Source organism: Variovorax glacialis (assembly GCF_051216375.1).
In the GTDB taxonomy this organism is placed as follows: domain Bacteria; phylum Pseudomonadota; class Gammaproteobacteria; order Burkholderiales; family Burkholderiaceae_C; genus Variovorax.
On record NZ_JBPJZT010000001.1, the window covers coordinates 218,818 to 232,863 of the forward strand.

The 14,046-nt window shown below is 68.4% G+C and carries 7 protein-coding genes; 5 read left to right on the forward strand and 2 right to left on the reverse strand.

Going from position 1 to position 14,046, the window contains the following annotated elements; all coding sequences use genetic code 11:
• Positions 1-262: 262 nt before the first annotated feature.
• Positions 263-5,461, forward strand: coding sequence for an amino acid adenylation domain-containing protein (locus ACSFBL_RS01080; RefSeq protein WP_435513883.1), 5,199 nt, complete (start codon positions 263-265; stop codon positions 5,459-5,461).
• 34 nt (positions 5,462-5,495) lie between these two features.
• On the opposite strand, the gene ACSFBL_RS01085 is transcribed toward ACSFBL_RS01080, so the two are convergent.
• A complete protein-coding gene (locus ACSFBL_RS01085; RefSeq protein ID WP_435513884.1) occupies positions 5,496-6,413 on the reverse strand; it encodes a LysR family transcriptional regulator in 918 nt (305 codons plus the stop codon).
• A gap of 71 nt (positions 6,414-6,484) precedes the next feature.
• On the opposite strand from ACSFBL_RS01085, the gene ACSFBL_RS01090 reads away from it, so the two are divergent.
• The 4 genes from ACSFBL_RS01090 to ACSFBL_RS01105 all read left to right on the forward strand — a co-directional run bounded on the left by ACSFBL_RS01090 (position 6,485) and on the right by ACSFBL_RS01105 (position 13,271).
• Positions 6,485-7,903 (forward strand): aminotransferase family protein, encoded by a 1,419-nt coding sequence (locus ACSFBL_RS01090; RefSeq protein WP_435513885.1) that lies wholly within the window; start codon positions 6,485-6,487, stop codon positions 7,901-7,903.
• A gap of 86 nt (positions 7,904-7,989) precedes the next feature.
• The gene (locus tag ACSFBL_RS01095) at positions 7,990-8,967 is read left to right on the forward strand and encodes a Bug family tripartite tricarboxylate transporter substrate binding protein (RefSeq protein WP_435513886.1); all 978 of its coding nucleotides are present in this window, start codon (positions 7,990-7,992) and stop codon (positions 8,965-8,967) included.
• Positions 8,964-11,231: a N,N-dimethylformamidase beta subunit family domain-containing protein gene (locus ACSFBL_RS01100; protein WP_435513887.1), complete on the forward strand. Its 2,268-nt coding sequence runs from the start codon at positions 8,964-8,966 to the stop codon at positions 11,229-11,231. Before ACSFBL_RS01095 ends, ACSFBL_RS01100 begins: the two co-directional genes overlap by 4 nt.
• Before the next feature lie 51 nt (positions 11,232-11,282).
• On the forward strand, positions 11,283-13,271 hold the full coding sequence (locus tag ACSFBL_RS01105; RefSeq protein WP_435513888.1) for an acetoacetate--CoA ligase: 1,989 nt from the start codon (positions 11,283-11,285) through the stop codon (positions 13,269-13,271).
• 11 nt (positions 13,272-13,282) lie between these two features.
• On the opposite strand, the gene ACSFBL_RS01110 is transcribed toward ACSFBL_RS01105, so the two are convergent.
• The gene (locus tag ACSFBL_RS01110) at positions 13,283-14,032 is read right to left on the reverse strand and encodes an AAA family ATPase (protein WP_435513889.1); all 750 of its coding nucleotides are present in this window, start codon (positions 14,030-14,032) and stop codon (positions 13,283-13,285) included.
• Positions 14,033-14,046: the final 14 nt, after the last annotated feature.

The following is a 14,046-nucleotide window of genomic DNA, read 5'->3' on the forward strand; positions in this document are numbered from 1 at the left end:
CTGGCCTGAACTGGCGCCGATGGCGGACAGAAGTCTGCTTGCTTGCAGGACAGGATCGACGGACGTCCGAAGAATGGACCCACTGTTGATCAATGGCGTGAACTGCGTCACGGAAACCTCTGGAGCGCTATGACCGATAGGGAACTTAAAGTGGGGCTCGCAGCGGCGGCAGTATCATGAATCGAACCTGGTGGCCCCGTTTGATTCGGCGCCACTGCCATTTGCGTGAGCCCGCGGTTGATAAATTGATTGTTGACTGCCATTGATCCAAGCCGCCCCTTCACAGTGCAACGCACAACATGCAGCCTCTGGCGGCACGCTTGCCACGCTATTCGAAACCCGCTGCGGCGAGAGAGGCGATCTTCCAGCCTATTCGGTGTTGCGCGACGACCTGACGGTTGCTCATTGCCTGAGTTACGCCGAACTGGGTGAGCAGTCCCGCGCGCTCGCCGCGCGACTGGCCACGGTCACGCGGCCAGGTGACCGGGTCTTGCTGGCATTGCCGACCGGGCTGGACTTCGTGTGCGCCTTCTGGGCCTGCATGCTGTCGGGCCGTGTGGCCGTGCCGGTTCCGCCACCCGACCCGATCCGGCTGCTTCGCGCTGGACCCCGGCTGCGCCTCATCATCGAGGACGCGGGCGCGAGCCTGGTGCTGGTCGGCGAATCGATCCGGCAGCCGGTGGCCGATCTCCTCGGCGGGCAAGATGCTCCCGGCGCGCGCTTGCTCACGCTCGACGAACTGGTTGGCCTGGAGCCCGAAGAGCCGGCGCTGTCACCCACCGATGCGCCCGCCGGGCCGGATTCACTCGCCTACCTGCAATACACCTCGGGCTCCACTTCGGCGCCGCGCGGCGTATGCATCACCCATGGCAACGCGCTGGCCAACACGCGTGCGCTGATCGTCGCCAACGGGGGCGACGTAGACAGCCGGCCGCTCACCTGGCTGCCGCTGTTCCACGACTACGGGCTGGTGTTCGGCGTGCTCGCGCCGCTGGAACTCGGCATCGGCAGTTGGCTGATGTCGCCGTTGACCTTCCTGCGGCGGCCATTGCGCTGGCTGGACGCCATTGCCGCCTTTCGCATCACGCACAGCGGCGCACCGGACTCCGCCTATGCCACCTGCCTGCGCCACCTCGACGGGCAGCCCTACGCGGGCGACCTTTCGAGCCTGGTGTCGCTCAGCTGTGGCGCCGAGCCGATCCGAGCCGACACGGTTCAGCGCTTTCTGCAGGCCTGCGCGCCGGCAGGCTTGCGGCCCGCATCGTTTTCGCCGGCGTATGGGCTGGCCGAGTCGGTCCTCGGCGTGACCTTCGCCAGGCGCAGCGAACCGCCGCGCCTGCTCCACCTGGATGCCGCCGCGTTGCAGGCACATCGGGTGCGCAAGCAGGGCGTTGCGGGTGCCACGAGCCGCACCCTTGTCGGTTGCGGTGCGCCTGTGAAAGACACGGAGTTGGCCATCGTCGCGCCAGAGACTCGGATCCGTTGCGCCGCCGACGGCATCGGCGAGATCTGGGTGCGCTCGCCCAGCGTCGGCGCGGGCTACTGGCAGCAGCCCGAGCAATCGCGCCTCGTCTTCGGCGCCACGCTGGCGGACGGCTCCGGACCCTGGCTGCGGACGGGCGACCTGGGCTTCGTCGACGACGGCGAACTGTTCTTGACCGGCCGGCACAAGGATCTCATCGTCATCCACGGCGCAAACCACTATCCGCAGGACATCGAGCGAACCGCCGAGCGGGCGCATCCCGCGATTCGCGCCGGCTTCGGCGCCGCCTTCGGCATCGACGGCGAGCAGGGTGAGTCGGTCGTGATCGTGCTCGAAGTGGAGCGTCTCACGGCTGCGGCGGACGCAGCCGACATTGCGCGCACGGTGCGCCGAGCCGTGGCGCAGACGCATGACGTTCCGATCGAGACAGTGGCGGTGGTTCGGGCCGGCGCCCTGCATCGCACGTCGAGCGGGAAGATCCAGCGCCAGTCTTCGCGCAAGGCATGGTTGGCCGGCGAACTCGAAGTGCTGGCGGTGGAGCGGCAGGGCCACGGAACGGCGCAGGTTGCGCCGCGCGACGCCGGCGAGCAGGCGGTGTGGGACATCTGGCAGGAGGTGCTGAGCACCAGCGCCTTCGGCGTGCTGGAAACCTTCGCCGAACTCGGCGGCAATTCGCTCACGATGTCGCAGGTCGCTTCGCGGCTGCACGATCGGCTGGGCGTGCGGCTGCCGCTGGAGGCGTTGTTCGAGCACGCCACGGTTGCGGCGCTGGCCGGGCGCGTGGCCGAGGCCTTGCGCGACGATGCGCCCGCGCCCGCCGCGTCCATCGCCACCGTGCCGCGCGGCCAACCCCTGCCGGTCTCGCTGTCGCAGCGGCGCATGTGGGTCATCCAGCAATTCAATCCGGCTTCCGTGGCGTACAACATCGAAGTCTCGCTCCGGCTGCGGGGGCCGCTCGACCATGCTCTGTTCCAGCGCGTGCTCGACCGGCTGGTCGAGCGCCACGAGGGCTTGCGCACCCACTTCCGGATGGAGGGGACGGAACCGGTCCAGCTGATCCTGCCGAGCCTCCCGGTGCAGGTCGAGCACATCGACCTTCAGGCGCTTCATCCGGCCGAGCGATTGGGCCGAGCGCGTGCGCTGTTGCGCGAGCGCGCGGCCACGCCCTTCGACCTGGCGCATCCGCCGCTGCACCGCGTCACGCTGCTGCGCCTGGGCGAAGAGGACCATGTGTTTCTCTGGCTCATGCACCATGCGATCGCCGACAACTGGTCGATGGCGGTGTTGATGCGCGAAACGCTCGCCCTCTATGCCGCCTGGCGCGGCGGTCACGAGCCCCGCCTGGCGGCCATGCCTGTCGAGTACGCCGACTATGCCGTCTGGCAGCGCTCGCCCGAGACGGTGTTGCAGCGCCAGCGCCAGATGGCCTACTGGGTCGACCGCCTGCACGGACTGCGGCCCATGTCGCTGCCCATCGACTTCGTGCGTCCCCCGCACGGGGTCTATCACGGCGCCAAGGTGTCTGCGGCATTGCCCTTGCGGCTGCGCGATGCGGTGCGTGCCTTCTGTTCACGGCACAGCGTGACCCCCTTCGTGCTGCTGCTGGCCGCGTTCAAGCTCATGCTTGCGCGGCAGGCCGGCAGTACGGACATCGCTGTCGGCACGCCGATCGCCAATCGTCACCACCTGGCGACCGAGCAGCTGGTCGGCACACTCGTCAACACGCTGGTGATGCGCACCGACCTGTCCGGCGACCCGCCCTTCCTCCAACTGGTGCGGCGCGTGCGCGACACGGCGCTCGGAGCCTATGCCAACCAGGACGCACCGTACGACGAGCTCGTGGAAGCCCTGGGGCAAGGCGGCATCACGCAACCCGACGGCCTGGTGCGCGTGCTGTTCAACGTGCTCAACGCGCCGGTGGGCGGACTGGCGCCGGTGGACTTCCGCTACGAGGAATTCGACCACGAGCACACGGCGTCGCAGTTCGATTTCTCGATCCACATCGACACCGAGTTCGCGCATCGCATCCACCTCGAATACTCCACCGAGCTCTATGCGGCCGTGACCGCCGAGCGCATGCTCGAGAACTTCATCGCGGTGATCGAGCAGGTGCTGGCCGAGCCGGAGCGCCCCTTGTCGACCTACTCGGTCGTTGCGCCGACGCAGTTGGCCCTCCTGCGCAACAACTGGAATGCCACGCATCTGCAACTGCCTGTGCGGCAGGTGCTGCATCACCACTTGCGCACCGCCAACGAGGCGTTGCGCGACAGGGTTGCCGTGGTGGACGCGTCGGGCCGGGAGATGCGCTACGCGGAACTGGAGGCCGAGTCCAACGTGCTGGCCCGTGCGCTGCGCATGCGCGGCATCGCCCGCGGGCACCGCGTCGGGCTGTGCCTGCCGCGCGATGCCGGCATGCTGGTGGCCCTGCTCGCCGTGCTGAAGTCAGGGGCTGCCTATGTCCCGCTGGATCCGGCGTTCCCGGTGCACCGGCTCAGCTACATGGCCAACGATGCGGGCCTGTCCGCCATCCTGGTTCCGCCGGCCCTGGCCGCGCCTTTCGAAGGCGTCAACGTGCCGTTGCTCGATCCGGACGCGCCCGCGATGGCGGCCGACGCATCGCCGCTCGCCCTGGCGCCCGATGCGGCGCTGGACGCACAGCCGCTGGATGCCGCCTACATCATCTACACGTCCGGCTCGACGGGGCAGCCCAAGGGGGTCACCCTGCCGCACCGGGCGGTGGTCAACTTCCTGGTGGCGATGGCGCGTGAGCCCGGCCTGCTCGAAAGCGATCGCCTGGTGGCGGTCACTACCTTGTCCTTCGACATCGCCGTGCTCGAACTGCTGCTGCCGCTGGCCGTGGGTGCCCAGGTCATCGTCGCCAGCCGGGAGCAGGTTGGCGAGCCGACGCAACTGCGTGCGCTGCTGGAGCGCCACGAGGCCACGGTGATGCAGGCCACGCCGTCGGCCTGGCGTGGCCTCGTCGACACGGGCTGGACCGGCGGACCCGGCTTCCGCGCACTCATCGGCGGCGAGCCCTTGCAGCCCGCCCTGGCCGAGCAGCTCATGGAACGCAGCACGGCGCTGTGGAACATGTACGGCCCGACCGAAACCACCGTTTGGTCGACCTGCTGGCAGGTGCAATCCCCGACGCAAGGCATCAGCATCGGCCGCCCGATCGGCAACACCTCCGTGTGGGTGCTCGATGCCTTCGGCCAGTCTTGCGCCATCGGCGTGCCGGGCGAGGCATGCATCGGCGGGATGGGTGTCGCGCTGGGCTACCACCGGCGCGATGAATTGACGCGCGAGCGCTTCGTGCCGGACCGCTGGAGCGACGAGCCCGGCGCGCGCCTCTACCGTACGGGCGACCTGGTGCGCTGGCGCCACGACGGCCTGCTCGAACACCTCGGCCGGCTCGATCACCAGGTCAAGGTGCGCGGCTATCGCATCGAACTGGGCGAGATCGAAGCCGCGCTGTCGGAACATCCATCGGTTTCACATTCCGTGGTCGTCACGCGCGTCGAAGCCGAAGACGACGTGCGGCTGGTCGCGTACTGCGTGACGCACGCGCACCTGATGGACCCCATGGCACTGCGGGAATTCCTTCGCGAACGCCTGCCCGACTACATGCTGCCCCAGCACATCGTTCGACTGCAGGAATTGCCGCTGCTTCCGAACGGGAAGATCGACCGCAGCGCACTGCCAAAGCCTGTCAGCGAAATCATGACGACGCAGCAGCACCGAAGCGCCCGCTTGCAGACGCCCGAGGAAATCGCCATCGCCGAAATCTGGGCCGGCCTGCTTGGCGCGGACGACATTTCTCCGTTGGACAATTTCTTCGACCTGGGCGGCCACTCGCTGCTGGCCATGCGCGCAGTGCTCGGCATGCGCGAACGCCTGGGCTGGAACGTCGCGCCTGTCCGGCTCGTGTACGAGACGCTTGGGCAGATCGCGCGGAAGGAAAACCTGGCGAGGGGTTGATGCGGGTGTGCCCGGGACGACGCCTCTCATGGCATTAGTCGGCGGAACTGAACCCCCGCATGTCCTTGATTCTCCGGCGCAGTGCATCAATGAATGCAGTCACACGCGCCGGACGGTGGAGGTCGGGGGGGAGCGCCACGTGGATGCCCACTGGTTCCAGCCAGAGGCGTGGCAGCACGCGCTTCAATCGACCCGCGTCCAGGTCGCCCTGGCACATCCACGGCGCGGCCGCGCCAATGCCATCACCGTTGAGGATCGCCCGATAGCTCGACAGCAGGCTGTCGGTGCGCAGCGGCGTGTCGATCGACACCGTATGCGAGCGTCCTGACCGGTCGAGCAAGCGCACCGAATCCGCGAAGTACGGCACGAGGCCGACGCACGGCAGGGTCGGCAAGTTGGCTGGCGTCACCTTTCCGATGCGACGCAGCAGCGCAGGATGGGCGACGAGGATCCGCTCCATCATGCCAAGGGGTCGGCAGACCAGTCCGGGGTCCCGCACTTCGCCCACGCAGACCCAGCATTCCGCGCCTGTCGCCACCAGGTCCACGACGCGGTCGGTCAACGTGAGTTCGACGCGCAATTGCGGCCATGCTGCGCGCAGGTCGGTCACGGCGTCCGTCAGGAAACCCGTCCCATAGCCCGACGGGCCGATCACCCGCAAGGTCCCCTCCGGCCGACTGCGGCCGCCGGAAATCCGTTCGGCAAGACTTGCCCATCGGTCGGACAAGGCCCGGGCCTCGACCAGCAGGAGACGTCCCTCGTCGGTCAGCGAGAAGCTCGCGGTGGTCCTGAGGGCCAACTTGCAGCCCAGTAGGCGTTCGAGTTCCAGCAGGCGCCTGCTGGCGGTAGGCTGGGTGATGCCGAGCAGGCGGGCCGCCTTGCTCAACGAGCCGGTTTCGGCGATGCGCAGGAATGTAGTGAGCAGATCGAGGCGGTCATGGACGAGCTTCATGCGCCTAGCGTATAGGACTTCATCCTTCCATGCGCCTTCTGCTGCCGCCGCGATCTCCGTATCGTTGCGCCATGAATCCTTCCACTGACAGTCCTTCCGCGACGTCTTCCGCACCGCGCCTGCTCGGCGACACCCGGCAAGGCGGCTCGGTGCTCGCCTTCTACAGCCCCAAGGGCGCGCCAAGGCCGCCACGCTTGGGTCGCGGTGAAGGCGTCTACCTCTGGGACGCCGACGGCCGGCGCTACCTGGACGCGACCGCCGGTGCCGTGGTGGCCAACATCGGACATGGGAACCCGCACGTGCTTGCGGCGATGCAGGAACAGGCCGCGCGGGTGAGCTTCGCCTACCCCCGCTTCTTCGAGAGCGAACACAACATCGCGCTGGCCGATCGCGTCTGCGCGCTGGCCGGCGAGGGCTTCGACCGCGCCTTCTTCGTCTCGGGCGGCTCCGAGGCCAACGAGTCGGCGATCAAGCTCGCGCGCCACTATGCCGTGGTGAGCGGGCAGGCCAGTCGCTGGAAAGTGATCTCGCGCCACCCGAGCTACCACGGCTCCACGCTCGGCGCCGTGGCGATCACCGGGGACGAGCACACGCTGTCGATCTACGGCCCCATGGTCAAGCCGATGCCCAAGGTGGCCGCGCCGCTGTCGTACCGACTGCCCGAGGGCCACACGCAGGAGAGCCACGCGATGGCCTGCGCGGAGGAGTTGGCCCGAACCATCGAGCGCGAAGGGCCGGAGACCGTTCTTGCCTTCATCATCGAGCCGATCGGCGGCCTGTCGACCGGCGCGGTGGTGTCGTCGGCCGCGTACTTCGAACGTGTGCGGCAGATCTGCGACCGCTACGGCGTGCTGCTGATCTACGACGAGATCATGAGCGGGGCCGGCCGCACCGGCGAGTTCCTCGCCGCTCAACACTGGCGTGCGGCGCGACCCGACCTGGTGACGCTGGCAAAGGGCCTGGCGGCGGGCTACACGCCGCTGGGCTGCCTGCTGGCGCCCGACCGCATCGTCGATGCCGTGGCCAGCCACGGCGGCTTCGTGCACGGACACACCTATTTCACGAACCCTTTGTCCTGTGCCGTCGCCAATGCCGTGATGGACGAGGTCGAACGCCTCGACCTCGTGGCACGCGCCCGCGAGCGCGGCGTGAGCCTGCGCCGACGGCTCGAGGCGCTCGCCGAGCGCTCGCCGCTGGTGGGCGACGTCCGCGGACTGGGGCTGCTCAGTGCCATCGAACTGGTCGCCGACAAGGCCACACGCCGCGCACTTCCACCCGAGTTCAACGCACCCGCGAAGCTCACCGCGCATGGGCTGCGCCATGGCATTGCCTTGTACAACCGCCGGGCCAACCTGGGTGCGTTCGGCGATTTCCAGATGATCACGCCGCCGCTGACCATCAGCGAGCCCGAGCTCGACGAACTGGTCGAGCGACTCGAGCGGGCCCTGGCCGACCTCGCTGACGAGGTGGTTCGCTGCGAGCTGGCCTGAGCTTCGCGTGCGGCTCACGTCATGCGCGTGCCGCGCTTCTTCCGCCCCTTCTTCACGCTCCATCGAACTTTCCCGAGGATGACACCATGACGCTGCGCGCCCTGCTTCGCTTCACGCTCGCCTGCACGAGCCTTGCCCTCTCCTGCGCGGCCTCCGCCCAGCTGCCCACCGGAAGGGGGCCGTTGCGGCTGATCGTCGGCTATCCGGCGGGCGGGTCGGCCGATGTCCAGGCCCGGACGCTGGCCGACAAGCTCTCGGCGGAACTGGGCGCGCCGGTCGTGGTGGAGAACCGCACGGGCGCGGGCGGCCAGATCGCCGCCGACTATGTGCGCGCCGCGCCGGCAGACGGCCTGACCGTGCTGCTCGCCAACATGCACATGATGGTGATGCTGCCGCTGACCTCGAAATCGGTGCACTACGACCCGGTGAAGGACTTCCAGGCCGTGGGCCGCATCGCGACCTTCTACGAGGGCATCGCGGTGCGGGCGGCGCTACCGGTGCGCGACGTGCGCGAATGGCTCGCGGTGGCCGGCAGCGACAAGTCGAAGGCCAGCTACGGCGTGCCGGCGGCCGGGAGCGTGGCGCAGTTCATGGGCTATCGCCTGGGCAGCGAAGCCAAGGTCGAGTTGACGTCGGTCCCCTATCGCGGCGCGGCGCCACTGGTCCAGGATCTGCTGGGCAACCAGGTGGCGGCAGGCATCACACCGATCGCGGATCTCGTGCAGTACCAGCAGGCCGGCAAGCTCAAGGTTCTCGCGGTCAACGGCGTCAAGCGCACCGCGCTGCTGCCCGACGTGCCCACGCTCAAGGAGCTGGGCCAGCCCCATTTCGACAACCTCGAGTGGACCGGCCTGTTCGTGCCGGCCGCCACGCCGCGCGCCACCGTCATGCAACTGCATGCGGCGCTCGGCAAGGCGCTGGCCCTGCCCGAAGTGCAGCAACGGCTCGCCAAGCTCAGCAGCGATGCGAACCCGAGCACGCCCGAGGAGCTGTCGACCCTGATCGCGGATGACCTCAAGCGCTGGGGACCGGTGGTCAAGGCCTCGGGCTTCACTTCGGAATGAGCCGACCGATCCCGCCGCACCGCCCGCTGGCCGTGCCGGGCGTGCATGGCTACACCAGCGCGAAGACCGTGCACGCCGGCGAGCCCATCGACTTTCACATCAGCAGCGACCGACCCTACCGCCTCACGGTGTGTCGCCTGGGTCACGACGCGGACAGCCGGCGCGACGACGTCGTGGTTGCGGACCTCGGCACCTCGGCCACTCAGGTGCAGCCGATCCACCCCGGCTCCTACGTGCATATCGACAAGGGCCTGCCCGCGGCGCTGCCGCTGCCCGGGCTGACGCTGGAATGCTGGGTCATGCCGTGGCGTTGCACCGGTGCGCGGCAAGCCCTGATCACGCAATACGATGCGCCGGCGCGCTGCGGCTTCGGGCTGTTCATCGAGGCCGATGGCGCCCTGGCGCTGTACCTTGGCGACGGCGGCGAACGACGCGATGCGGCCCTGCAGGTCGGGGGCCGTCTGGACGCACGGCGTTGGCAGCACGTGGCCGCGACCTGGGACGGCCATTCGGCGGCCCTGTGGATCGACGGCGGGTGCGCCGGCCGCTGGCCCTTGGCCGGCCCGGTGCGCCCGGGCCCCGCGCCGCTGCGCCTGGGCGCGGCCGGCGAGCCGCACGGGGCCGATGCGCTGGCCGATGTGGACCTGGCGCTGCCCGTGGTCTACGAGCGCGCCCTGTCGGCCGGCGAGATCGCCGCGCGCGCGACCCAGCGTGCACTTCGACTGCCGGCCGATCCTGCCGTTCGCGCCTGCTGGCCGCTGCGCGAGGGCCGCGGCGACCGCGTGGCCGACACCAGCGGCCACCAGCGCGGCGGCCGCATCGTCAATCACGGGACCTGGATGATCCGCGGCCCGGCCTTTGACGAGGATGCTGCCGAGGCCCAGGAACCTTTCGCCGCGCACGGCCAGCGCCAGGGGCTGCGCCTGGCCAGCGACGACCTCCATGACTGCCGCTGGGCGGCCACCCACAGCCTGAGCTTGCCGGCCGAAGCGCGCCCCGGGCTGCACGTGGCGCGGCTGCACTTCGATTGGGAGGGACGCGAGGCGGTCTACGACATCACGTTCCTCGTCAAGCGTCCGGCCCATGCGCGCCCGGCGCCGTTGCTGGTGCTGTGCGCGATGAGCAGTTGGCTGGCGTACGCCGCCACGCCCTTCGCGCGCAACCAGGTGGAAGACCCCGTGTGGCCGCGCCGCTCCACCGGACTGCCCAACAGCCATCCGCAAGCGCCCGCGTTCTGCAGCTACACCTACCATCACGCGGGGCAGCCCAGCTACTTCACCGGGCTGCACATGCCGTGGCCCAACGCCAGCCCGGCAGCGCTCTACGACCCTGCGGGCAGCGGCTTCGCGCAATGGACCCGGCTGGAGCGCCGTCTGCACGCCTGGCTCGAGCGCGAAGGCTACGAGTTCGACCTGCTGGCCGACCTCGACGTGCACGCCGACCCGGCGTTGCTCGCGGCCTATCGCACGGTCGTGGTCAACGGCCACAGCGAATACTGGTCGACGCCCGTGGTGGATGCCTTCGACGCCCTGCTGCGACGCGGCGGACAGGCCCTGGTGCTGTCGGGCAACACCATGTACCTGCGGGTCAGCTTCGACGAGGACATGGGCGTGATGGAGCAGCGCAAGAACGACGAGCGCGGCGCCGATGCGGCCGATGCCAAACTGCGGCCGCCAGCCGGGCCCTTCGGTGAGGAGTTCCACAGCCAGGACTGGGCACGTGGCGGGCAACTGCGCGCGGTCGGCCGCGCCGCCGCGAGCATCATCGGCCTGGAAACCGCAGGATGGGGCTTCGCCGATGCGGAGGACTTCGGCGTCTACCACGTGGCCGAGCCCGCCCATCCGCTCTTCAACCACCCTCACCCGCTGGGACTCGAACGCGGCCAGACCTTCGGCCATGCGCCGGGCGGCGGACTGCCGCGCGCCATCGGCCACGAGTGGGACCTGAGCACCGCGACGCTGCTTCGCATGACGCATCAAGCGCCGCCGGGCGCCACGCTGCCCACGCCGCCGGCCGGCCTGAGCGTGATCGCACAAGGTATCCGTCGCGTGCCCGGCGCAATGGACACCTACCTCGACTGGTACTCTCGCGTCACCGACTCGCTCGAAGGACTGTCCGCGGAAATGATCTACTGGGAGCGCCCCCAGGGCGGTCGCGTGTTCCACGCCGGGGCCGTCGGCGCCGCATGGATCGTCGGTCGCGATCCCGTGTTCGACAGGCTGTTGCGCAATGTGCTGCATCACTTCGGATCCGATCCCCGGTAGGTCTGTCTTCGTATCGACTTCCTTTTTTTGAATCCTGTTCAAGGCCTGCAGATGCAACCCCAGTCCCTTCCGGCAGGCCATGGCGAACTGCTGTGGTCGCCCTCGCCAGAGCAGGCCAGCGCGAGCCGCCTGCACCACTACCAGCAATGGCTCGCCGACGGCCGCGGCGTGCAGACCTCGAACTACGAGGACTTGTGGCGCTGGTCGATCGACGAACTCGAAGCCTTCTGGCAATCGATCTGCGACTACTTCGACGTGATCGCCGAAGGCGAACGCGAGCCGGCGCTTGCGAGGCGGCAGATGCCCGGTGCGCGCTGGTTCCCGAACCTGCGGCTGAACTACGCCGAGAACGTGATGCGCAACGCCACGACCAAGCGGCCCGCAATCCTCGCCCGGACCGAGAATGCGCCGCTGCGCGAGGTGAGTTGGGCCGAGCTGGAGCGAGACACTGCCGCGCTGGCGGCGCGCATGCGTGCCTGGGGCGTCGGTCCGGGCGACCGGGTGGCGGGCTACCTGCCGAATCGACCGGAAACGGTCGTGGCCTTTCTCGCCTGTGCCAGCATCGGCGCCATCTGGTCCGGCTGCGCGCCCGACATGGGCCCTTCGGTGGTGCTGGATCGCCTGCGGCAGATCGAGCCCTGCCTGTTGCTCGCGTCGGACAGCTACACCTATAGCGGCAAGCTGCACGACCGCGCTTCGCAGGTTGACGCATTGCTTGCGCAACTGCCCACCGTGCGGCGCGTGGTCCATGTGCCAGGGCCTCTGGCCGGCGAGCGAACGGTCGGCTGGCGCGATCGCGTGGACTGGGACGACGCGCTGGCCGAAGACGCGCCACCGCGCTATGAACGACTGCCCTTCGACCATCCCCTGTGGATCGTGTATTCGTCGGGCACGACCGGGCTGCCCAAGGCCATGGTCCACAGCCATGGCGGCATCGTGCTCACGCACCTGAAGACCATGGCGTTGCAACACGACCTGCGCGACGGCGACCGCCTGCTGTTCCTGGGCAGCACCGGATGGATCGTCTGGAACCTGCAGGTGGGCGCACTCCTCACGGGCGCGAGCATCGTGCTCTATGACGGCAACCCGGGCTGGCCGGAGGCCGGCGCGCTGTGGCGCTTCATCGACGCGCAGGGCGTCACGCTCTTCGGCTGCGGCGCGGCCTACCTGATCAACTGCATGAAGGACGGTCTGCGTCCACGAGAGCAGGTGTCGCTCGAAAAGCTGCGCGCCATCAACGCGACCGGCTCGCCCTTGCCCGTCGACGCCTATCGCTGGGTCTACGCCGCAGTGAAGCCAGACCTCTGGCTGGCCTCCATCAGCGGCGGCACCGACATCGCCTCCGGCTTCGTGGCTTGCGCGCCGACGTTGCCGGTGCATGCGGGCGAGATCCAGTGCCCGGAACTCGGCGTCGCGGCCTTCGCATTCGACGAGGCGGGGCAGCCGGTGGTCGACGAGGTCGGCGAACTCGTGATCACGCAGCCCATGCCCTCGATGCCAGTGCGCTTCTGGAACGACCCGGGCGACAAGCGTTACCTCGAAAGCTATTTCGACACCTTCCCCGGCGTCTGGCGCCATGGCGACTGGATTCGCTTCACGCCGCGTCGCAGCTCGGTCATCTACGGACGCTCCGACAGCACCATCAACCGCCACGGCATCCGCATGGGAACGGCCGAGATCTATCGCGTGGTCGAAGAGCTGCCCGAGGTGCGTGACAGCCTGGTGGTCGACCTCGAGTTCCTGGGCCGCCCGTCGTTCATGCCGCTGTTCGTCGTGCTCCAGCCTGGCGCGACCCTGGACGATGCGCTGAAGGAACGCATCTGCGCCCAGATCCGCACCAAGGCCTCCGCGCGCCATGTGCCAAACGAAGTGCTTCAGGTCGATGAGGTCCCGCGCACGCTCAGCGGCAAGAAAATGGAAGTGCCTGTGCGCAAACTGCTGCTCGGCGCGCCGGTGGAGAAGGTCGCCAGCCCCGACGCCATGCTGAATCCGGGCAGCCTTGGATTCTTTGTCGACTACGCGAAGCGGGTACCTGGCTAGCTGCGCCGTTGCTAGCGCTCCAGGAGGATGCGGAGCATGCGTTCCGGGTTCGCCAGGAAGTCGCGAGTGACCTTGAAATGCTCGGTGTCCTCGTAGATGATCTTCGCGACCCCGTCCTTGCTGCATTGGTAGATGCATGCATCGGGATAAGCCATGAGGATGGGCGAGTGAGTCGCGATGATGAACTGTGACGCATCGAGTACGAGGTCATGCATGCGAGACAACACCGCGAGTTGCCGCTGGGGCGATAGCGCAGCCTCGGGCTCGTCCAGTATGTAGAGGCCCTTCCCCCCGAAGCGCTCGGTCACCAGCGCCATGAAGGACTCGCCGTGCGACTGCTCATGCAGCGAGTGGCCGCCATAGGAGTCGATCGCGGGCGGTCCGAACGAAGGCTCGGCGTCGAGATTCTCGATTTCCGTGGCCACGTTGAAGAAGCTCTCCGCACGCAGGAAGTACCCGTCACGCGGTCGCTTGACGCCCTTGGACAGGCGAAGGTACTCGTGCAGTTCGGAGTGTGAGCGCCGGGTCTTGAATCGAAAGTTCTTGCTGCCTCCCTCGGCGTTGAAGCCAAGCGACACGGCAATCGCCTCGAGGAGTGTCGATTTGCCGCTCCCGTTCTCCCCCACGAAGAAAGTCACCTTGGGGTGAAGCTCGATACGGTCGAAAGTCCGCAGCGCCGGCAGGCAGAAGGGATAGCGATCGAACGACGGGACCCTGTCCCGCAACAGAGCGACTCGACTGACGTACTGAGTTGAAGTCATTGCTCCCACCGTAG